The 21,053-nt window shown below is 39.8% G+C and carries 18 protein-coding genes; 14 read left to right on the plus strand and 4 right to left on the minus strand.

Going from position 1 to position 21,053, the window contains the following annotated elements:
- Nucleotides 1-77: 77 nt before the first annotated feature.
- The 6 genes from AC2YHV_RS02820 (at nt 78) to AC2YHV_RS02845 (ending at nt 7,107) form a co-directional block, all read left to right on the plus strand.
- Nucleotides 78-2,018 carry a glycoside hydrolase family 3 protein gene (locus tag AC2YHV_RS02820; RefSeq protein WP_487372529.1) on the plus strand — a complete coding sequence of 647 codons (1,941 nt, stop codon included), beginning with the start codon at nt 78-80 and terminating at the stop codon, nt 2,016-2,018.
- Nucleotides 2,019-2,064: 46 nt separating this feature from the next.
- Nucleotides 2,065-3,270 carry an exo-beta-N-acetylmuramidase NamZ family protein gene (locus AC2YHV_RS02825; RefSeq protein ID WP_283930862.1) on the plus strand — a complete coding sequence of 402 codons (1,206 nt, stop codon included), beginning with the start codon at nt 2,065-2,067 and terminating at the stop codon, nt 3,268-3,270.
- Nucleotides 3,271-3,460: 190 nt separating this feature from the next.
- The gene (gene nagE, locus AC2YHV_RS02830) at nt 3,461-4,936 is read left to right on the plus strand and encodes an N-acetylglucosamine-specific PTS transporter subunit IIBC (protein WP_487372530.1); all 1,476 of its coding nucleotides are present in this window, start codon (nt 3,461-3,463) and stop codon (nt 4,934-4,936) included.
- A gap of 367 nt (nt 4,937-5,303) precedes the next feature.
- Nucleotides 5,304-5,732: a DUF1801 domain-containing protein gene (locus AC2YHV_RS02835; protein WP_487372531.1), complete on the plus strand. Its 429-nt coding sequence runs from the start codon at nt 5,304-5,306 to the stop codon at nt 5,730-5,732.
- Nucleotides 5,733-5,777: 45 nt separating this feature from the next.
- Nucleotides 5,778-6,821, plus strand: a complete 1,044-nt coding sequence (locus AC2YHV_RS02840) for an oxidoreductase (protein ID WP_063577755.1) — start codon at nt 5,778-5,780, stop codon at nt 6,819-6,821.
- Between the two features lie 151 nt (nt 6,822-6,972).
- The gene (locus AC2YHV_RS02845; protein WP_487372532.1) at nt 6,973-7,107 is read left to right on the plus strand and encodes a hypothetical protein; all 135 of its coding nucleotides are present in this window, start codon (nt 6,973-6,975) and stop codon (nt 7,105-7,107) included.
- Between the two features lie 184 nt (nt 7,108-7,291).
- Here the strand turns inward: AC2YHV_RS02845 and AC2YHV_RS02850 are convergent, their stop codons facing one another.
- A complete protein-coding gene (locus AC2YHV_RS02850; protein WP_057277784.1) occupies nt 7,292-8,479 on the minus strand; it encodes an MFS transporter in 1,188 nt (395 codons plus the stop codon).
- A 121-nt stretch (nt 8,480-8,600) separates the two neighbouring features.
- Here AC2YHV_RS02850 and AC2YHV_RS02855 point away from each other — a divergent pair, with 121 nt between their 5' ends.
- Together AC2YHV_RS02855 and AC2YHV_RS02860 are read left to right on the plus strand one after the other, a co-directional pair.
- Nucleotides 8,601-9,047, plus strand: coding sequence for a MarR family winged helix-turn-helix transcriptional regulator (locus AC2YHV_RS02855; protein WP_057277783.1), 447 nt, complete (start codon nt 8,601-8,603; stop codon nt 9,045-9,047).
- A gap of 299 nt (nt 9,048-9,346) precedes the next feature.
- Nucleotides 9,347-10,936, plus strand: a complete 1,590-nt coding sequence (locus AC2YHV_RS02860) for a long-chain-fatty-acid--CoA ligase (RefSeq protein WP_487372533.1) — start codon at nt 9,347-9,349, stop codon at nt 10,934-10,936.
- Nucleotides 10,937-11,102: 166 nt separating this feature from the next.
- On the opposite strand, the gene AC2YHV_RS02865 is transcribed toward AC2YHV_RS02860, so the two are convergent.
- Nucleotides 11,103-11,606 (minus strand): hypothetical protein, encoded by a 504-nt coding sequence (locus AC2YHV_RS02865; RefSeq protein ID WP_487372534.1) that lies wholly within the window; start codon nt 11,604-11,606, stop codon nt 11,103-11,105.
- Nucleotides 11,607-12,364: 758 nt separating this feature from the next.
- Here AC2YHV_RS02865 and AC2YHV_RS02870 point away from each other — a divergent pair.
- Genes AC2YHV_RS02870 through AC2YHV_RS02895 form a run of 6 tightly spaced genes read left to right on the plus strand, consistent with a single transcriptional unit; the run spans nt 12,365 to nt 18,433 of the window.
- Entirely contained in the window at nt 12,365-13,468 is a 1,104-nt protein-coding gene (locus tag AC2YHV_RS02870; protein ID WP_328129889.1) for an amidohydrolase/deacetylase family metallohydrolase, read from the plus strand.
- Nucleotides 13,446-14,555: a DgaE family pyridoxal phosphate-dependent ammonia lyase gene (locus tag AC2YHV_RS02875; protein WP_057277778.1), complete on the plus strand. Its 1,110-nt coding sequence runs from the start codon at nt 13,446-13,448 to the stop codon at nt 14,553-14,555. The genes AC2YHV_RS02870 and AC2YHV_RS02875 overlap by 23 nt, the downstream gene beginning before the upstream one ends.
- Entirely contained in the window at nt 14,552-15,307 is a 756-nt protein-coding gene (dagF, locus tag AC2YHV_RS02880) for a 2-dehydro-3-deoxy-phosphogluconate aldolase (protein ID WP_487372535.1), read from the plus strand. The genes AC2YHV_RS02875 and dagF overlap by 4 nt, the downstream gene beginning before the upstream one ends.
- Nucleotides 15,300-16,313, plus strand: coding sequence for a sugar kinase (locus AC2YHV_RS02885; protein ID WP_363928677.1), 1,014 nt, complete (start codon nt 15,300-15,302; stop codon nt 16,311-16,313). Before dagF ends, AC2YHV_RS02885 begins: the two co-directional genes overlap by 8 nt.
- Before the next feature lie 15 nt (nt 16,314-16,328).
- Entirely contained in the window at nt 16,329-17,051 is a 723-nt protein-coding gene (locus tag AC2YHV_RS02890) for a GntR family transcriptional regulator (RefSeq protein WP_191930205.1), read from the plus strand.
- A 56-nt stretch (nt 17,052-17,107) separates the two neighbouring features.
- Nucleotides 17,108-18,433 carry a GntT/GntP/DsdX family permease gene (locus AC2YHV_RS02895; protein ID WP_034312312.1) on the plus strand — a complete coding sequence of 442 codons (1,326 nt, stop codon included), beginning with the start codon at nt 17,108-17,110 and terminating at the stop codon, nt 18,431-18,433.
- A gap of 217 nt (nt 18,434-18,650) precedes the next feature.
- Here the strand turns inward: AC2YHV_RS02895 and yppF are convergent, their stop codons facing one another.
- Both yppF and AC2YHV_RS02905 read right to left on the minus strand, forming a co-directional pair.
- Nucleotides 18,651-18,833, minus strand: a complete 183-nt coding sequence (gene yppF / locus AC2YHV_RS02900) for a YppF family protein (protein ID WP_055348417.1) — start codon at nt 18,831-18,833, stop codon at nt 18,651-18,653.
- 253 nt (nt 18,834-19,086) lie between these two features.
- The gene (locus tag AC2YHV_RS02905; protein ID WP_487372536.1) at nt 19,087-20,382 is read right to left on the minus strand and encodes an MFS transporter; all 1,296 of its coding nucleotides are present in this window, start codon (nt 20,380-20,382) and stop codon (nt 19,087-19,089) included.
- Nucleotides 20,383-21,053 lie beyond the last annotated feature (671 nt).

The following is a 21,053-nucleotide window of genomic DNA, read 5'->3' on the forward strand; positions in this document are numbered from 1 at the left end:
TCATTTTTACCCCTTCATGGCAGTGGTTTGGAATTGTTGCTAACAGAACTAAAAAGAATACAAGGGAGGAAGCCTGAATGATAAAAAGGATATGTGCCCCAGCTGGAATCGCATTATGTTTGGTTTTGTCCATTATGGGAGGGAATGCGACGGCAAAGGGATACGAGAATGAAAAAACGGTTTCAGATATACAGGAAATCGTAGAAAATATGACAATCGATGAAAAAGTCGGTCAAATGCTCATGCCGGATTTTCGTAATTGGCAAAAACAAGGAGAAACAAAGGCGACCGGGTTTATTGAAATGAACTCGGAAGTTGCAAGCATCATCAAAAAATATCATCTGGGCGGTGTGATTCTGTTTGCTGAGAATGTAGTCGATACCGAACAAACGGTTCGGCTCACCGATGGTTTACAGATGGCAAGCCCGGACCTTCCGCTGTTCATAACGATTGATCAGGAAGGTGGAATCGTAACTCGCCTTCAAACTGGAACGAACCTTCCTGGTAATATGGCACTTGGTGCAGCCAGACAAGAGAGTTACGCATATCAATCCGGAGAAATTATTGGCAAGGAACTGTCGTCACTTGGCATAAATGTCAATTTCGGACCGTCTGTCGATGTCAATAATAATCCCGGAAATCCTGTTATTGGCGTTCGATCCTTCAGTTCCGATCCGGAACTTGTATCAAAGCTTGGCATTCAGATGATAAAAGGATTGCAAAATCAGAACATGATAGCGACGACCAAGCATTTCCCTGGCCATGGAGATACAGCAGTCGACAGTCATTATGGTCTTCCCCTTGTTTCTCATGATAAAGAGCGTTTGCGCTCCATCGAGCTGCTTCCTTTCCAAAGAGCCATCGATGCTGGAGTTGATATGATGATGACTGCACATGTTCAATTTCCTGCATTCGATGACACTACCTATATCAGTAAAAAAGACGGTCAAGAAATTATGGTTCCTGCAACGCTGTCACAAAAGGTCATCACGGGTCTATTACGTGAAGAAATGGGATTTGACGGTGTTGTGGTTACAGATGCTTTGAATATGAAAGCCATCGCGGACAACTTCGGACAGGAAGAAGCTGTGGTCCTTGCCCTGAAATCTGGTGTTGATATTGCTTTGATGCCGGCACAGGTTAATTCGCTTCAAATGGAAAAGAATCTAACCTCTGTATTCAATGCAGTGAAGGTAGCAGTGGCAAGCGGGGAAATTCCTCTAAATCAAGTCAATCAATCTGTAACGAGGATACTTGAACTAAAAGTGAAAAGAGGGATATTAAACCCGGAAGATACTCCGATAGATAAAAAAATCGAAACCGCGCTTCAAGTGGTCGGTAACGAAGATCATTTGAAAAAAGAAAGGGAAATGGCGGAAGATGCCATCACTCTATTGAAAAATGAACACAAAACATTGCCTTTCAAACCTAAGAAAAATGATAAAGTTTTAATTCTTGCTCCTTTTGATGACCAAGTTGAATCCATGTCCAGGAGCATCAGCGAATTAGCTGATAAAAAGAAAATAAAGAAAGTCCAAATAACGGGTATGAGTTTTTCAGGAAAGTCATTTACAGATCAAGTGGCCAGACTCATTGATGAATCGGATTTTGTCATAACTGGTTCCTATATTGTCAAAAACGATCCGGCTGTCAATGATGGAGTGATAGATGACAGCATTCAAGATTCGTCGAAGTGGGCAACAGCCTTCCCTAGAGCGGTCATGAATCATGCCAAGAAAAAAGACAAAGAATTTGTTTTAATGAGTTTAAGAAACCCTTATGATGTTGCAAACTTTGAAGAAGCGAAGGCGATTCTTGCTGTTTACGGGTTTAAAGGGTATTCGAATGGGCGTTATAGACAGCCGAATATCCCGGCAGGCATCTCGACCATTTTTGGAGAATCAAGACCAAAAGGCACGTTGCCGGTCGATATACCTTCAGTAACTAAGCCCTCTGAAAGCCTTTATAAATATGGATATGGATTAGATATTAAATCTGGAAGACCCATTAAAAATTAAGGAGAGAAGCAATTTGAAAAGAATGATAATCCTATTTGCCATTTGCATGCTTTGTTTCGGCATCGTTTCCTCAAAAAGTGTAACTGCTGTTAAAGAGAAGAAAAAACAAAAGGTCAGTCCTGGTATTGAAGTTCTTTTAAAAGAAGAAAAGAACGTTTTAAGCGGAAAGAAAGTCGGCTTGATTACGAATCCAACTGGCATCGACTCTAAATTAACCAGCATCGTCGATCTCCTTCATGATGATCCGGATATTCATTTAACGGCTTTATTTGGTCCTGAACATGGAGTGCGTGGAGATGCGCAAGCTGGTGCAAGCGTTGAATATTATATTGATGAAAAAACAGGATTGCCCGTTTATAGTTTATATGGTAAAACGAAAAAACCGACACCTGAAATGTTAAAGGATGTTGAGGTCCTTGTTTTTGATATCCAGGATGTCGGAACACGCTATTACACTTATATCTACACGATGGCTTATGCAATGGAAGCAGCCAAAGAAAATGATATCCCCTTTATCGTGCTGGACCGGCCGAACCCACAAGGCGGAGAGTCGGTAGATGGGCCGGTCCTTGAACCTGAATTCTCATCGTTTGTTGGGTTGTATCCAATCCCGCTTAAGCATGGGATGACGGTTGGGGAACTCGCGACTTTATTCAATAAGGAATTTAAAATTGGAGCAGATCTCAAGGTCATCAAGATGAAAGGCTGGAAGCGAGATATGGATTATGACGATACTGGTCTCCCTTTTGTCTTGCCGTCACCGAATATGCCGACAGTTTCCACTACTTTCGTATATCCGGCTACAGGCTTGATCGAGGGAACGAATGTCTCGGAAGGCAGAGGAACGACCAAACCATTCGAGTTGATAGGTGCTCCTTATATAAACGGTGATGAGCTTGCTGGGAAATTAAATGCATTAAGGTTACCCGGTGTAAAATTCAGGGCAGCGTCCTTTACACCTACATTTTCAAAACATGCAGGTAAACTAAGCCACGGAGTGGAAATTTATATAACGGATAGAGAACAGTTCAAGGCTGTCCCTACTGGACTTCACATCATCAAGACCATTCAGGATCTATATCCCGGTGATTTTGAATTCCTTGCAGCCAACAATTTCAATTTATTGATTGGCAATGGCTGGATAATGTCTAGAATTAAAGAAGGTTCAACAGTAAATGAAATCTTGAAAGAATATCAAGTAAAGCAGGATGCCTTTAAAAAGGTTCGCAAAAATTACTTGCTCTATAAATAAGTGAAAAAAGAAAAGTCCGGGTTGGACTTTTCTTTTTTTATGGGCTTTCGAAGGAGGAGTAAATCGCTAAGACTTTATTCCTGAATATAGTCAAATTTATAAATGAAATGAAGTTCTAAAATGGAAGGAACCGTTGTCTAATAGAATATGGGGTTTGCCCTAAATCAGTAATTGTCAGGAGGAAAGCGGAATGAAAAAATATCTTCAAAAAATAGGGCGTTCCTTGATGCTGCCAGTAGCCGTATTGCCGGCAGCCGCCATTTTAATGGGGATCGGTTACTGGATAGATCCAGCAGGATGGGGAGCGGGAAGTCCATTAGCAGCTTTCTTAATCAAAGCAGGTTCTTCAATCATTGACAATATGGCTATCTTGTTTGCCGTTGGAGTGGCGTTGGGGATGTCGAAAGGAAAAGATGGAGCTGCCGCTTTGAGCGGGCTGGTAGCCTATCTAGTCGTAACGACATTGCTTTCCACGGACTCGGTGGCGATGCTGCAAGGAATCGATGTAAAAGATGTAAATCCAGCGTTTCTGAAAATAGAAAATGCATTTGTCGGAATCCTCTCGGGTCTTATAGCGGCAGCTATGTTTAATCGGTTCAGTAAGGTAGAACTGCCGGATGCATTCGCTTTCTTTAGCGGTAAACGCCTTGTTCCGATCCTTACTGCGGTTGCCATGTTACTGGTTTCCCTAATATTATTCTTCGTATGGCCACTCATCTACTCCTGGTTAGTTATATTTGGGGAAGGAATAAGTGAATTAGGTGCCGCTGGAGCAGGACTCTATGGGTTCTTCAATCGGCTTTTGATACCAACTGGTTTACATCATGCGTTAAACTCCGTATTCTGGTTCGATGTAATCGGTCTTAACGATATCGGTAAATTCTGGGCTGGAACGGGAATAAAAGGAACCACAGGCATGTATCAAGCCGGCTTCTTTCCCGTCATGATGTTCGGTTTACCGGCAGCGGCTCTTGCCATGTACCATTCGGCAAAATCACGGAAGAAAAAACAAGTGGCCTCATTAATGCTCGCAGCCGGCTTCGCTTCATTTTTCACAGGCGTTACTGAACCTTTGGAATTTGCTTTCATGTTTGTTGCACCAGCCCTATTCGTTGTGCATGCCTTATTAACAGGAATATCGTTGGCTATTGCTGCGACTTTCCAATGGACAGCAGGGTTCGGTTTTAGTGCAGGATTCATTGACTTTGTTTTAAGCTCAAGATTGCCAATGGCAAATGAACCTTATATGCTGCTTCTTCAAGGACTGGCTTTTGCAGTCATCTACTATTTCTTATTCCGATTCTTGATAACTAGGTTCAATTTAATGACTCCCGGCAGAGAAGAGGATACAGAAGATGAGCTTGATGGCGGAGGAGCGATTGTGGAAGCAGACAGCGGTCAAGGCGGGAATAATGAGAGTAAATTCTTTGGAATGGCTTCCGCTATATATGAGGGATTAGGCGGAGACGCTAACGTAACATCTGTAGATAATTGTGTTACCCGATTAAGGGTGGAAGTGGAAAATATGGGAGCTGTCGATCAGAATAAAATCAAATCAGCAGGGGTTGCCGGAATCAATATTGTGGGTCCCAAAAGCATTCAAGTCATCGTAGGGACACAGGTGCAATTCATAGCTGATGAAATAGAAAAGATCAGGCGGCAATAGATCTGGTAAAACTGCAGTTTGCCTTTTTAAAAAAAATCTACGATCAGAATAATAATTTCTGATCGTAGAGATTATTATGGTAAAGTACTGATTTTTAAAGCGCGAAAGATTTACTTAATAAACTTGCTCTTAAAATAGAATAAAACGAATCAATGTTCTATAATATATTAGGGTATTGAATGAAGGATTTGCCATGAAGCATAGAGAAATAGTAAAGGAGCTCGTCCGCCAATCATTGATACATCGGTGATGAAGGCTATATACATACATAACAACCTAAAAACACGATTGTATAGGGTATTAAGATACTGAGCAAGCGATATCTTATGAATTTTTTCTGCCTTTTAATATAAGGGAGGTTCCGGTCATGTATAAACAAAAAACCAATGAGACGGACAGTAGTGTCATTGAGTTCATCGAAAACGTCGATAATTCGAAAAAACGTGAAGATGCCTACGAATTGTTGAATGTTTTTACCGAAACGACAGGTTATGAGGCAAAGATGTGGGGACCTAGCATAATTGGGTTCGGAACCTATCATTATAAATATGAATCCGGTCACGAAGGCGATGCCCCACTGGTAGGCTTTTCACCTCGAAAAGCAAAAATCAGTTTATACTTTGCTCCAGGGGACAAAAAAAGAGAAGAATTGTTACAGGTATTTGGAAAACACACTTCCGGAAAAGCGTGTGTGTACATCAAAAAAGTGGCAGATATCAATATTAATGTATTGAAAGAATTGATTAATCAATCTGTCAAGTTTTTGAGAGATACATACCCGGACAATGAAATATAATAAAATGTTTGTTTAAGAGGAACAAGAAAGCGAGTGGGATTGAAAATGAGAAAAATTAAAGTGGGCATAGTTGGGTACGGATTGTCAGGAGCTACTTTCCACGCGCCATTACTAAGTGTTTTAGAGCAGTTTCAAATAGTGAAAGTTGTGAGCTCCAATAAGGAAAAAGTCCAAAAAGATTTGAAAGATGTGGAAGTGGTAGGCAGCTTAGAGGAAATTCTTGAAGACCCGTCCATTGATTTGGCTGTTATTACGACACCGAGTGGTTTGCATTATGAAATGGCCAAGCAAAGCTTGTTAGCCGGGAAGCATGTCATTCTCGAAAAGCCGATGGTTGTGGAAGCTTGGGAGGCGGAGGAGCTCATCAAGATTGCCGAGGAAAAGAATCTTGTTTTAAGTGTCTATCATAACCGGAGATGGGATAATGACTTTTTGACTGTGAAAAAACTTATGGATGATGGAGTGCTTGGGGAAATCAATACATACCAAGTCCATTACGATAGATACCGGCCTGTGGTCAGGGATAGATGGAGGGAAAAACCGGGCCCGGGATCAGGCATGCTTTATGATCTAGGATCACATCTCATCGATCAAGCACTTCATTTGTTTGGATTGCCGCAATTCGTTTCGGCAGATGTATTTTCCCAAAAAGAAAATGCAGAAACGGATGATTATTTCCATGTGATATTAGGATATGAAAAGCTGAGGGTTATCTTGCATTCAGGCTCAATCGTTCCGTATAATGGACCGCGGTATCAGGTGCATGGAAGTAAAGGATCATTTATCAAATACGGTCTTGATTGCCAAGAGGCTGACTTAAGTGAGGGGAAAAAACCAGTCGATGACTCTTGGGGTGCAGATGATCCCGAATTCTATGGTAAGCTGGTTACGGTTGAAGGAGAAAATGAGATACATGAAACCATTGAAACACTGCATGGTTCTTATTTAACGTATTACCAGGCAGTTGCCGATAGTATATTGAGCGGGAAAAAAGCTCCAGTCACTGCCCAAGAGGGGTTGGCGGTCATTAAAATCATTGATGCGGCTTTTGAAAGCAGTAACGGAAAGAAAGCCATTTATATTAAATGAAATTAATTTCCCTTTATAACAATATGAAATGAGAAAACTGAATGATAAGCGGCCTTATTCCAAAAATAAGGTCGCTTTTTATTTTGGTGAGATAAAAGCTTCAACTTAAGGAAAGAATGGAGCAAATACTTGTAAATTGTAGAGGATGCGCATGAGTTGTAAGCTGTTTACTCGTGAATTAGAGCCATTTACTCGTGAATTTGGAGCAAATAATCGTGAAATTGACGCATTTACTCGTGAGTTTGAAGCAAATACTCGTGAATTCGAGTGTTACGCAAAAATATGAGAAGTTACCGTGTGAAATTGGAGCTTAGTTCTCAAGAGATTGAAGTGTTACTCGTTATTAAACTGTTTTGGAGGATTTCAATTAAAAGAAGAATGGATAAAAAAATCATAATGAAAACCCCCGGATAGCGGATGCTACTCGGGGGGGTTCGTTAAGGAATAAATTTTGAAATGCCAATTAAGCTCTAAGATAAGGCCTTTGCATGAAGTGATCGCTTTTGCCAAGCCATAGTAATCATTAAAGTAATGAATAAGAGGATAAGACCCAACATGAACGGATAGGTAATGTGGACATCATACATCATTCCCGCAAGTGTTGGTCCAAGCACATTTCCGATGCTCATATACGCATTATTCATACCCATTGCAAAACCTTGCTCATTCCCTGCCATCTTGGAAATCAGTGTGTTAAGAACTGGACGTAAGATGGAAGTGGAAAGGAAGATGATAAGTGAAATCAAAAAGAAAATCAGGTAATTTGATGCAAAAAGTGATAGGAGGAAACCGATGGCTGCAACACTGATAAAGATATTCAGCACATTCACTTCCCCGAAACGCTGTACGATCCGATCGACGACAAACAATTGAACTATTACACTGACGATACCGGTGGCTGTAACCATGACGGCGATGTCCTTAGGAGTCGAATTGAATTGATTATCAAGATAAAGACCAATTACAGATTCATACGCCATTAAGCCAAAGCTCATTACAAGCGTAATGATGAGTGGGATGAAATAAGGCTTTTTCACGGATAAAGTGATCTTCCGAAGCATCGTTTCAGTTTTTGCATCCATGGATTGAGTAACCTGTGCCGTTTCGCTTTCTTTTAAAACAAAAATTGAAAATACGACTGCTGATAGGGATACAAGCGCAGAAATCAAAAAGGGAAACTTCAAGCCAAAGTCAGCTAAAAAACCTCCAATTCCTGGACCGACTACAATTCCCAGGGACATGGCGGCAGATACTAAACTATTGCCTTTAGCGCGTTGATCAAATGTGGTGATATCGGCAACATAAGCAAAAATTGCGGGTATAAGCAAAGCTGCTCCGATTCCGCCAATGATCCGTGAAGCATATAATAACCAAATGGAATTGACTGCATAAAAAATGAACATGGATAATGTCAAACCGACCAATCCATAAATAATCATTTTTCTGCGCCCGAATTGGTCAGTCCATTTTCCGGCAATTGGCGAAAAGATAAGTTGTGCACCTGCGAAAATGGCAATCATTAGGCCAGCGGCGGTTCCGCCTTGATTAATGGAGGCCAGGTATGCTGGTAAAATGGGGATGATGATCCCGAAACTTCCTATTGCTATAAACATATTGATCATGAGGATAATGATCTTTTTGCGTTGTTCTGCTGACATGGACAGCCTCTCTCTCTCTTTAAAAATCAATAACCAATTTAATTCGCATGGTTAATTTTTTGATACGTTAATTATGTTATAGTTTTAGATAGATAGTGTCAATAAGAAAGGATTGTCAAACATGCATTCAAGTGAATTGTATAATTTACATCTAGAGATCAGGGAATTAAGCAGCCTATCACAGGAATTGGTGGAACCGTTACTGGTTAAATATGATTTAACTACTGTGCAGTATCGCGCATTGCAATTAATAGTCTTGAATGAATCCATAGCGGTTAAAGATGTTTCGAATCATTTGAAGATTAAACCTGCAGCAGGAACTGCACTAATTGATCGGCTTGAACGGAAGAAGTTGATTGAGAGGGTACACAGTGAGGATGATCGGCGGGTCGTTTTTATCCAATCCACCGAAAGTGGAAGGAGTACCTATCATTCCATCAATAAGTGTTTTACCAAAACCTTTCGTGATTTTTATAGCGTCCTGAATGAAGAGGAAACGGAACGACTCAAACAAATCGTTGGGAAACTTACCGAACATCTGTCGGCATGCATAGATAATAAAATATAATTTTCCTGACGTGTATAGTTTCCATTATAATAGAAAGAAGAAGCACTATATTCTTAAAGCAGTGAATTTCACTGTTTTTAGGAGACTAATTATCAGAATAATTAAAAAATATTTGGATTTTTCATTTCAAAGCGGATAGGTCATTCAAAAATCTTTAAATGGAAATCCATTAAAGAAGATATGACGGCTGGAAAATGAATATGTATTTAAAGGATACGAAGTTTTTTTCTCAGGATCCATCATGACGAACCAAGCAGGGTGCTGTATACAGTGAATCCGGAAAGAAGGAGATGGTAAAAATGTTTTCCCCATTAACTCCAATTGATTGGAAGCGCAGGGCAGTAAAATATTATCCTCATAAAGTGGCAGTCATCGATGAAGAGAAAAAGTTTACATATAAGGAATTCGGGCAGCGAACAGATCAACTTTCCAGAGCTTTGTATTCTTCGGGAATTGAAAAAGGTGACCATATTGCAGTTATGTTGCCAAATACGCATTATATGTTGGAATGTTTTTATGGCATTTGTCAAATGGGAGCGGTAATGGTTCCTTTGAATTATAGGCTTGCTGCAGAGGATTTGGAATATATCATCAAGCATAGCGATTCAAAAATGTTGATAATCGATGAAGAATTCACCGCTCCGGTCGAAAAGATCATCACTAAACTTTCCTTGGAAAAGATCATCATCGTGCCTTTTGAAGGATATGAAACCACTTTACCTGGAATAGATTATGAGAATTTCATTTTGCATGCAAATGATGATGGACTGCCGGAGGTTAAAATCGAAGAAAATCAACTTTTGACTATAAATTACACGAGTGGAACGACTTCAAAACCAAAAGGGGTCATGTTAACTCATCGCGGGAATTACATGAACGCCGCTAATTTCATTTATCACCTAGGGGTGAAGCATGACGATGTATACTTACATACATTGCCAATGTTTCACGCTAATGGCTGGGGAGGGGTATGGTCGGTAACGGCTACTGGCGGGACTCATGTTTGTTTAAGGAAAGTCGATCCCCCTCTTATCCTCAAATTATTCGCCCGGCATAATATTACATTGTTATGTGGAGCGCCTACTGTCGTAAATATGCTGGTAAATGACCCTAAAGCAAAAGAAACAAATATCAAAGTGCATCCAAGGATGGCAACGGCAGGTGCTCCTCCAGCAGCAGCGCTTATACAAAAGGCACAAGATATCCTTGGTTTGAACATGATCCACGTATATGGATTAACAGAAACTTCCCCATTCATCCTATATAACGAGTGGAAGGATGAGTTTGAAGCTAAATCGGCGGACGAACAAGCAATAATAAAGGCAAGACAAGGGATTGAATTGGTTTTCAATGGGGAAACGATGGTAGTCAATAAAGAAGGGAAAGAAGTCGCTTGGGACGGAAAGGAACTGGGGGAAATTATTACTCGCGGCAATGTTGTAATGGAAGGATATTATAAGGATCCGGAAAAGACGGCTGAAGCAATTAGGGATGGCTGGTTTCATACCGGGGATCTGGCATTTACCTATCCTGATGGGTATATTGAGATACAAGACAGGGCTAAGGATTTAATCATTTCCGGCGGGGAAAATATTTCTTCAACAGAGGTAGAAGGGGTATTGTATAAACATCCAGATGTTTTGGAGGCTGCGGTCATTGCCATTCCAGACGATAAATGGGGAGAAACGCCTAAGGCAATCATTGTGCTGCAGCCAAATGCAAAAGTGACGGAAAATGAGATCATTACCTTTTGCCGCTCAAAAATGGCTCACTTTAAAGCACCGACAAAAGTTGAATTCGTAGAGTCTTTACCGAAAACGGCAACAGGTAAGCTACAAAAATACCGATTGAGGGAAATCCATTGGAAAGGATCGAAAAAGGTAAATTAACGGCTTTCATAGGAACGGGATATATATTAAGTGAATGTCGTAAAAAGGAAAATCAAATGAAGTATGGCAATTAACAAGACCAAGAATGCTTTTAAATAAGCATTCTTGGTTTTTATATTATGGAAAGCAACATTTCCACTGTAATATTAGGAGCAGGAAGGATTAATTAACGAGGGCTTCTTAATGAAAGATTTGACTTAGTGTAATATATATACGTTATTTTAGATAAACTTGGTTTTTTACCACTAGCATAGACAGATACATGATAAGCGTGTTTTCCGGAATAATATGCTGCTATTAAACTATTAGGACTGCCAGCAAGTGCTGATTCCAGTGCAGTAGCTACTCCTGCTGGTGCGGTTGGGCCACCCGCAAACACAAGAGTACTTACGATGCTTAACCATGTTGTTCCCTTTTGATGAGCCTTTACCATCTTTCCTAATTGGGTATTTGTTAGTTTAGCCTGATGAGCAATAGGTTTGCTCATTTCAATGATGCTTGCTGTTGATTGTATTTGTATAACATCATCACTAATTAATTTGACTTCCACAATGGGGTTGACTGTTGATGAAGGTATTGTTTCATTTTTCTCTTCGGCCAATGTATTGGGGACATGTGAAAATACTAATAAACTGATTATTAGTATTGAAAATAAGGACTTTTTCTTCATTTTTAATACACTCCCTTATATTTTTTTGAAAATTTGGTATGATATCATACTATATAACTATATGAAGGGGGTCGAGATAAATATGGAAACTAAGGAAAAAAGTTTTAAAACAGTAATAATTGTACTTATTTCTATATGTCTAGGTTTTATAATCAGGATGTCCTCAGTAATAATAGCTGGTCGAAATTTATTTTCTATGTACAACATAGACCTATTCATTTTATTTATAGCGATAATTGGATTAATTATATGGTTGAATAAAAAGAAAAAAAGGATCTAATTCTTCTGTTTGAAGACAAAAGGGGTTCTATAGCGAGTGTCTTGGAGGAACCGTTCAAACCCTTTAAACCCATTAGTCTTTATTCTGATTTAGAGTAAGTTTTTTAATAAAAGCATTATTTCCGGGATAATTAGAGTAGAAACTTTCATCAATGGATTTTGTGAATTCGTAAAAAAAGGCGGGAAGAAAAACAAATTGTTTTTCTTCCCACCTTTTTTTCATGGGTAGCATGAAAAATTTAAAAAAACCTAATGAGATTATATTATATGAAGAAACTAAGAAGCACAAAGAAAAAATAGCCTTGATCTTATAAAAATTCTGTAAATTTAAATTAAACATTATAACGTTATATTGATTAGTTCGACAAAATATGATAATCTATTTTTGTAAAGAGAAATTAATGAATTCTTATACAATTCAGTGTAACCGTATACAAAGTACTTTCAATCGATAGGATGTACCGAAAAGGATGAGGGAAATGACAGATACGTTAGTTCTGAAGAATGTAAAAATGGTAGAGGGAAAAGCAGCGGATATCATCCTGGAAAATGGGATGATTAAGGAAATTGCACGACCCGGAACTGCAACAGGAGATAAGATAATAGATTATGATCAAAAGGTTTTTGTTTCGAGCGGTTGGATTGATATGCATGTACATGCTTTCCCGGAATTCGATCCTTATGGTGATGAGGTTGATGAGATTGGATATAAAACTGGTGTAACAACGGTCATAGATGCGGGAAGTACGGGGGCAGATAGGATAACCGATCTGGTTAGAAGTTGTGAAAATTCCAAAACGAATGTTTTCGCCTTTCTGAATATTTCGCGGATTGGATTGAAAAGGGTTGATGAGTTATCGGATATTTCATGGCTGGACGAAGGGGAATTAATGAAGGCAATTTCCAAGTACGGGGATTTTGTTGTTGGACTTAAAGCGAGAATAAGTAAAAGTGTAGTTGGTCCAAATGGTGTCGAGCCATTAAAAATCGCTAGGAAGTTCTCGGCTGAAACGGGTTTACCATTAATGGTTCATATCGGTTCAGGGCCGCCTGATATTAAGGAAGTCCTTCAATTACTTGAGGAAAAGGACATTATTACTCATTTTCTAAATGGTAAAGCGAATAATTTATTTGATGAAAGAGAAGAGCCGCTGCCTGAGTTGATTAAGGCGATTGAACGTGGTGTACATTTGGATGTAGGTCATGGAACGGCGAGCTTTTCTTTTAAAACTGCAGAAATGGCTAAAAAGCGGGGAATCGGCTTCAATACGATCAGTACGGATATATATCGGAAAAATAGAGAGAATGGGCCAGTTTTTAATATGGCAAATGTCCTTACAAAATTTTTGTACCTCGGTTATCCATTAAAAGAAGTAATAGATGCGGTTACGGTCAATGCAGCAGCCTGGTTGAATAAACCAGAGCTTGGAAGGGTTTCAGCTGGGGATATTGCGAACCTGACTTTATTCTCGATCGAGAATGAGCCGACCCTTTTATTGGATTCCGAAGGCGAAAAAAGGATGGCAGAAAAAAGAGTTGTTGTAAAAGGAGTGGTTATAAATGGAGAATTCATTGAATGCTAAATACGGTTTGAAAAGAGTCATCAATGCAAGCGGAAGAATGAGCATATTGGGAGTCTCTGCCCCAACTGACACAGTGATGGACGCGATGAAAAAAGGTGGGCAAAATTATGTTGAAATTTCTGATTTAGTCGATAAGTCAGGCCAGCATATAGCGAATTTGCTTCATTCTGAAGCAGCGGTGGTCGTAAACTCAGCATCAAGCGGAATTGCGCTTTCAGTAGCGGCAATCGTTACTGAAGGAAACAGAAGGAAAAGCGAAAGGCTTCATCAAGATCGTATTCAAAAGAATGAAATCATCATGCTGAAAGGCCATAACGTTCAGTATGGTGCACCGGTTGAAACCATGATTTATCTTGGCGGCGGAAAATTGGTTGAAGTTGGATATGCAAATGAAGGGAAAGCAGAACATATTGCGGAGGCCATAAATGAAAATACTTCCGCTATTTTATATGTGAAATCGCATCATGCTGTCCAGAAAAATATGATATCGGTCGAAGAGGCATGGGAAGTGGCCAAAACGAATAATATCCCTCTGATTGTCGATGCAGCTGCGGAAGAGGATTTGGAAAAATATGTACAATTCTCCGACCTGGCGATTTATAGTGGTTCAAAAGCCATTGAAGGACCCACATCCGGTATCGTTGCTGGCAGAAAAAAATATATCGAATGGGTAAAGGTTCAATTGCACTGTATAGGAAGGAGCATGAAGGTTGGAAAGGAAACGACCTTTGGTCTGCTTCAGGCATTGGATGAGTATTTTGTCAAGACGGATAATAGCGAAAAAGAAAAAGCTAGTTTACAAGTTCTCACATCACTTGACTCGATTGATGGCGTAAAAGTAACGATAGTTCAGGATGAAGCCGGACGTGCCATATATAGAGCACGTATTTCCATAAATCCTTTGATAACGGAAACGACGGCGAAAGAAGTGAACGAGCAGCTCAAAAATGGGGATATCGCCATTTATACACGGGATTATGGGATACGGCAAGGCTTTTTCGATATAGATCCGCGTCCATTGCAAGGTGATGATATAAATGTTATTGAATCACGATTAAGAACCATATTAGGAGGAAAACAAGGATGACAAACATAAACAAACGGTTATTGAATGATCGTGTAGCCTTAAATGTACTTGCAAATAGTGTGGAAAATGCAGTGGAAGTCTTTGAAGCAGCTGAAGGACATGTATTGGTTGGTGTACTCTCCAAGGATTATCCAACTGTCGAAGCAGGTGTCACAGCAATGAAAGAATACGGGGAAGCCATTGATGAAGCCGTTTCAATTGGATTGGGCGCAGGCGATAATAGACAGGCTGCAGTTGTCGCAGAAATAGCAAAATACTATCCAGGCAGTCATATTAACCAGGTTTTTCCGGCTGTTGGTGCTACGAGGGCCAATTTAGGCGAGAAGGATAGCTGGATAAATTCACTTGTTTCTCCAACTGGGAAAGTCGGTTATGTGAATATCTCCACTGGTCCAGTAAGTGCAGGCGCAAGTGAAACTGCCATTGTGCCAATCAAAGCTGCCATTGCGCTCGTTCGCGATATGGGAGGAAATGCTTTGAAATATTTCCCTATGAAAGGGCTGAAGCATGAAGATGAATATCGTGCTGTAGCAAAAGCTTGTGGTGAAGAGGGATTTGCTTTGGAACCAACAGGTGGAATCGACTTAAATAATTTCGAGACCATATTAGAAATTGCATTAAAAGCAAAAGTGCCTAAAGTCATTCCCCACGTATATTCTTCCATCATTGATGAAGCGACTGGTAAAACGAATGGGGAGGATGTACGGAAATTATTGGCCATGACGAAAAAATTGGTTGGAAAATATGCCTAAAAGGATTGTGGCATTCGGGGAAGTAATGATGCGTTTGCAGGTACCTGGGTATGAGTTGCTATCACAGGCTAACACGCTGCAATACTCCTTTTCAGGCACGGGAGTAAATGTAGCTTCTGCGATGACAAAACTTGGACATGATGGGTATCTTGTGACAATGTTACCGGATAACCCCCTTGGTGATTCAGCAATTTCAGCTTTGCAGCGCTTAGGTATCGGCAGGAACTACATCTCTAGAGGCGGCAAATACATGGGGATGTACTTTTTGGAAAATGGATTTGGACAGCGGGCGAGCCGTGTCACATATTCCAATCGACTGGAAAGCAGTTTTAATACTGCCACCTTATCCGATTATGATATGGATATGATTTCGGAAAAGACGGATATCATCCATTTTTGCGGAATCACGCTTGCAATGGCGGAAAATGTACGGGAAAGCATGAAGGTGCTGGCTAGAAAAGTCAAAGAAAAGGGCGGTACAGTCTGTTTCGACTGCAATTACCGACCTTCCTTATGGGAGGGTGGTTACGCTGACGCAAAGCCTCATTATGAGGAAATGCTTTCTTTGGCTGATATCGTCATGATGAATGAAAAAGACGCCCTTTATATTTTAGGAATGAAGTCAGAAGGTTCCACAAGGGAAGAACAGCTTGTTGAGTTGATCCCTGAAGTGGCCAAGCGATTCAAAATTCAATCGATTGCGGGGACACACCGTTCGATCAACAGTGATAATAGCCATACGTTGAGGGGGTATATATACAAAGAAGAAACATTTTACTTTTCCGATATCCTATCATTTTCCGTATATGATAGAATAGGTTCAGGCGATGCTTACACCAGCGGAATCTTACATGGCGAATTGCTAGGATATTCCCCTGAAAAGACAGTACGATTTGCTGCTGTATCAGGAATGCTGGCATGTACTGTCGTTGGAGATACTCCTTTGGCAACCGAAAAGGAGATACTCTCGGCAATGGAAGGTAAAATGGAAGATATTAAAAGATAAGGCAGGAGATTAGGAATGAATGTGAACAGGAAAAATGGACCGATGTATTTACAGATAAAAGAAATATTAAAGGATCGTATTTTACATGGGGTTTATGCCATCGACACAAACATTCCCTCCGAGCCTCTTTTGGAAGAAGAATTTAACGTAAGTAAGGTTACTGTCCGTAATGCAATCAAAGAACTCGTGCAAGAGGGGTATGTTGAAAAGAAAAGCGGCAAAGGCACTAGAGTCATAGCTAATGGTTCGATTGTCAAACTTTCCAAAGGGAAACGTTTCACAGAGCTGTTGGTGGAGGAAGGGCACTCCATTTTAAAAAAGGTGTTAAACATAAGTCAGATTGACCTTTCTTCAGACTCTAAGCTGCATTCTTTATTTGGTGCCCGTTGCATAAGTATCGAACGGATATATTTATTGGACAATGAACCTTATATTTACTTTACACATTATATTTCACTTGATTTAAACCAAGAAGAGATAAAAGAGGTCCAAATCAGTTCTTTGTACCGCTTTTTGGAAGAGCAAAACGTCAAACTTGAAACATTCAGAGATGAGTTTGCTGTTGCTATCGCTCCGGATCACATTTGCGAAACACTGAAAATCGAAAACAATAGTCCAGTACTAAAGAGGATTAGGATTTCCAGTGATGGGGACGGAAATGTTACGGAATACAGTGAAGGGTATTACAACACGGCTAAACAGAACTACATTGTGACATATAACGAGCCGGTACAATAATCCCATTTATTGTATTGGTATGAATGTAAGCGATTTCTTGGGAATGGGGAGAATATATGGAACTATATTTATTAGGAATCACGCTGATAGCAATCGTAATCGTCATTTTGGGGGTATCATTGTGGAAATGGCATGCGTTCATCAGCCTGACTGTTGCCAGTTTATTTTTAGCGATTTTTTCCGGTCTGCCAATGGACAAGATCGTTGGAGCTTATGAAACGGGTGTCGGAGCGGTCCTTGGGCACCTTATTGGAATATTGGCTTTAGGGACCATCCTAGGAAAGATGATGTCCGACTCTGGAGCTGGAATGCAGGTTGCTGACTTTTTCATTAATAAATTCGGTGTGAAAAACCTGCCATGGGCCATGCTTTTATCTGGTTTCATCATCGGCATTCCGGTATTTTTCGAGGTTGGTTTAGTAATATTGCTTCCTTTGGTCATTTCCATTCGTAAATCAACCAAAGTGAACATCTTGTTAATTGGCATTCCAGTACTTGCTGGTTTATCGATCGTACATGGGCTGGTGCCTCCGCATCCTGGAGCCATGACAGCTATTGGAATTTATAATGCTAACATGGGGCAGGTACTTCTGTACTCATTGATCATCGCATTCCCGACAGCTGTAATTGCGGGACCGCTATTCGCAAAATGGATTCATAAACGGGTTATTCCTGTTGGAGAACCGGAATTGATCCGTGTCGAAACAAAGTCAAGTGGATTACCCGGAACTGGAGTATCGTTCTTCATCATCCTTTTGCCAGTATTGTTGATGGTTTTAACGGTAGTTGCGCCTTATCTGCCGCTACCGGGTTCGATTGAAAAATTCTTATTGTTTATCGGAAGTCCAGTGATCGCCCTATTAATCTCCTGTTTTGCAGCTTACTATTTCTTGGGCTACAGACAGGGAATGGACAAATCACTAATTAAAAAGTTGACGGAAGAATGCTTATTGCCATTAGCATCCATAATTCTAATTATCGGTGCTGGCGGAGGGTTCAAGCAAATTTTAATTGATAGTGGTGTAGGGACTGCAATCGCTTCCATGTCTGAAGAAATTTCTTTATCACCGATCGTTCTTGCATTCCTTGTGGCCGGATTGATTCGGATTGCCACAGGTTCTGCAACCGTCGCTTTGACCACGGCAGCAGGGATCGTTTCACCGGTCGTTGCCAATATGACGGGTGTAAATCTAGAATTGCTCGTAATTGCCACGGGAGCAGGCTCACTCATGTTCTCCCATGTTAATGACGCCGGTTTCTGGTTAGTAAAAGAATACATGGGACTAACCGTTAAAGAAACTTTCAAAACTTGGACAGTGATGGAAACGTTACTTTCCTTCGTTGCATTCGGTTTGGTTTTAATTTTCGATATATTCATTTAATTAAAATGAAATTCTGCAATGTCTGATTAAGTAACATTTACCTCCGTGAACTGTCTTGGGGTGACAGATCACGGAGGCTTTTATTTATTTATGAACATACTGGGGGGGGGGGGAGAAATGACCGGCTGTATTTTTATGGATTGGTCGTTGCGGAATAAAACAGAAACAAAATTCATCCACAATCGGAAGCAGTTAGTCTAGTGACAAGGGTGTAGCTTCATCCAGGAGACGTTTGTTTGGCTCCTCGAAGATATAAGTCCTGACAGAGACTTCTATATTGCAAGATTGACAGCTTCCCGTTTACATATTCATTCTGAATATAGTCCAATAAATCATTGGCATGGTTAGGTTTTTGACGTTTTTCCTGAATATAATGGAGAATTAAAACTTCTATATTCACACACTCACCTTACTTGACAAGTATTTTTTTCCATAAATAATATAACATGGGCATTCAAAAAAATATCATTTTTTGAATATTTTAACTATCGACATATTTATACAAATAAAGGAGTGATTCGGAGTAACCGGTGGGAAATTTTATCGGGAAATCCAAAAAAGAGCGATGTTATTTCGACTTACTTTTAAGTCGGCACAAGAAAAACCCCTGATAATTCAAGGGTTGGAGATATAAAACTGATTTTACAAGGACTTCATGCTTGTATCTTTTGTACATGTATAGGTGATAAGCGCAGTTCTGCGGATTCTCTTTTAATGGAGAATAAATAAGCTGCCAAACCTAAGAGGGCTGTAAAAATCAGCATGGCGATCGATGAACTGAAGTCCCCGCCAGACAAGTCACGAAGCCATCCCATGATATAGCTCGAAAAGCCGCCCATGATATTCGTGAATCCAATTAGACCTGCGGCTCGTCCTGCCGTTTCAGGTGTTGAGTATTTTACCATGAGCATATTGCTTAGGTGGAACACACCGCCTTGACATCCCATTGCCAGTCCCATACATAGTCCGGCCAAAATAGGGTTGGGGATGAAGACTGCTACAGTCAAAAAGACAGCCGTCAATGAAAATAGAATCGTGGCCATCAAACTTGGACGTCTGGTTTTGTCAGCCAGAAAACCGCATGCCAAGACAAATCCTAAAGCGAATAGCCAGGAAAGTGAAGTAATGCTCGACATTCCTTCCTTTTCAAACCCTTTTGCTTCAATGAGATATGTAGGAAGCCAAATGCTGATTCCGAAAAATAAGAAGGAGCATACGAGCATACCGAACCAAACGATCCAGAAACGATAATCTTGGGCGAAACTTTTCTTATTCTCTGAATGGGCGGCGGTTTCTTTTATTTCATCATCCGTTTGGCGAATGAATGTCAATTCATCTTTACTTATACGGGGGTGTTCTTCTGGTGTATTCCTCGTCATTAAGATGAACATCGGGATATTTATAAATAAGTTGAAAGCTGCAAGCATAAAGAAAGCTGCTTGCCAGTGAAGTAAAGATATCACAAGCACCAAAACAACGGCTCCCATTGCCGGTCCTAAATAGTTTCCGGTAAGCCAAGATGCCTGGGCCCTCCCCAGTTCGCGTTTATTAAACCAGTTAGAAATGAGCTTTCCGGAAACCGGAATCATCATCCCTTCACCAAAACCAAGAATGATCCTGCTAATTAAAAATATTTCATATGAATTTGCCAGTCCTGACATAATCATCGTGATTGTCCAAACGAATAAACCGGCGATGGCTGTTTTTCGGGCACCCAATTTATCAATGATGAAGCCCCAAAAAAGATTTGAAACTCCATAAGCAATGGTGAATACAAAAGATAGAAGACCGATCTTTGCATTTTTGTCAGCACCTGTAATACCGAGTGCATGCAAGAATTCTGGATCTGTTTGAATGATGGAAATGCCAACCTTATCAATTTGTCCGAAAAACCAAAAGAAAAAAATTGGTACGGCAATATACAACCATCTTTTTTGCCCATTTAACATAATACCATCTCCCTATCGCTTTTTAACATTCCTTAAAACGCTTACATTTGAGAATAAGTGTTTTAAAGTTATCCCTTTAAAAAGGTACTAGTTTGTTTTCATTTTTCCCGCCTTTCTTTAAAATTTTGATAGATAAAAGAAACAGATGTGTTTTGTAAGGAAAACAAAGTTTTACTTTCTTAACGATAAATTAAAATAATTTGATTGTCAATTTAATATTTTGACTATTTTATATTTTTAGATTATAAGCGCTTACGGTTATAAATCGAACTTAGTTTCATCCTATTGAGTAGATGGGAGCTCTATCAACCAGGACTTTAAATGGAAGTAATACTGATTCTTTGTGTCCAAAAAACAAATTATTTACAAATTATTAAAGATTCTGACTTGTTGATATTGAATTTAAAATCAGGAAAATCTATAATTCATTTATATTGTTTTGTATATGAAATGCTTAATACGGAAAATTTCGCGATTTGACAGAGAATATCGATGTATGAAAATTCTTTATTTGTTTTTACTGCTGTAATTGGTTATATTTGGTCATATAACAACGAGCTTTTCTAATGAAACGTCAATTATGCTAGGCCTTCCAAATAGTTTTATATATGTTAATATGCTTTAATTGACACATAAACACTATTCTATTTATACATGAAGAGTTAAGGATT

The organism is Peribacillus sp. SRI_006 (assembly GCF_057586375.1).

What these genes read in the sequence shown, in the direction of transcription:
- AC2YHV_RS02865 (WP_487372534.1), bottom strand. Translation starts at nt 11,606, where the DNA reads ATGAAGAAAAAGTCCTTATTTTCAATACTAATAATCAGTTTATTAGTA.
- AC2YHV_RS02845 (WP_487372532.1), top strand. Translation starts at nt 6,973, where the DNA reads ATGAGTTGTAAGCTGTTTACTCGTGAATTAGAGCCATTTACTCGTGAA.
- AC2YHV_RS02825 (WP_283930862.1), top strand. Translation starts at nt 2,065, where the DNA reads ATGCTTTGTTTCGGCATCGTTTCCTCAAAAAGTGTAACTGCTGTTAAA.
- AC2YHV_RS02840 (WP_063577755.1), top strand. Translation starts at nt 5,778, where the DNA reads ATGAGAAAAATTAAAGTGGGCATAGTTGGGTACGGATTGTCAGGAGCT.
- AC2YHV_RS02855 (WP_057277783.1), top strand. Translation starts at nt 8,601, where the DNA reads ATGCATTCAAGTGAATTGTATAATTTACATCTAGAGATCAGGGAATTA.
- AC2YHV_RS02895 (WP_034312312.1), top strand. Translation starts at nt 17,108, where the DNA reads ATGGAACTATATTTATTAGGAATCACGCTGATAGCAATCGTAATCGTC.
- AC2YHV_RS02905 (WP_487372536.1), bottom strand. Translation starts at nt 20,382, where the DNA reads ATGTTAAATGGGCAAAAAAGATGGTTGTATATTGCCGTACCAATTTTT.
- AC2YHV_RS02820 (WP_487372529.1), top strand. Translation starts at nt 78, where the DNA reads ATGATAAAAAGGATATGTGCCCCAGCTGGAATCGCATTATGTTTGGTT.
- dagF (WP_487372535.1), top strand. Translation starts at nt 14,552, where the DNA reads ATGACAAACATAAACAAACGGTTATTGAATGATCGTGTAGCCTTAAAT.
- AC2YHV_RS02850 (WP_057277784.1), bottom strand. Translation starts at nt 8,479, where the DNA reads ATGTCAGCAGAACAACGCAAAAAGATCATTATCCTCATGATCAATATG.
- AC2YHV_RS02875 (WP_057277778.1), top strand. Translation starts at nt 13,446, where the DNA reads ATGGAGAATTCATTGAATGCTAAATACGGTTTGAAAAGAGTCATCAAT.
- AC2YHV_RS02860 (WP_487372533.1), top strand. Translation starts at nt 9,347, where the DNA reads ATGTTTTCCCCATTAACTCCAATTGATTGGAAGCGCAGGGCAGTAAAA.
- nagE (WP_487372530.1), top strand. Translation starts at nt 3,461, where the DNA reads ATGAAAAAATATCTTCAAAAAATAGGGCGTTCCTTGATGCTGCCAGTA.
- AC2YHV_RS02885 (WP_363928677.1), top strand. Translation starts at nt 15,300, where the DNA reads ATGCCTAAAAGGATTGTGGCATTCGGGGAAGTAATGATGCGTTTGCAG.
- AC2YHV_RS02890 (WP_191930205.1), top strand. Translation starts at nt 16,329, where the DNA reads ATGAATGTGAACAGGAAAAATGGACCGATGTATTTACAGATAAAAGAA.
- AC2YHV_RS02835 (WP_487372531.1), top strand. Translation starts at nt 5,304, where the DNA reads ATGTATAAACAAAAAACCAATGAGACGGACAGTAGTGTCATTGAGTTC.
- AC2YHV_RS02870 (WP_328129889.1), top strand. Translation starts at nt 12,365, where the DNA reads ATGACAGATACGTTAGTTCTGAAGAATGTAAAAATGGTAGAGGGAAAA.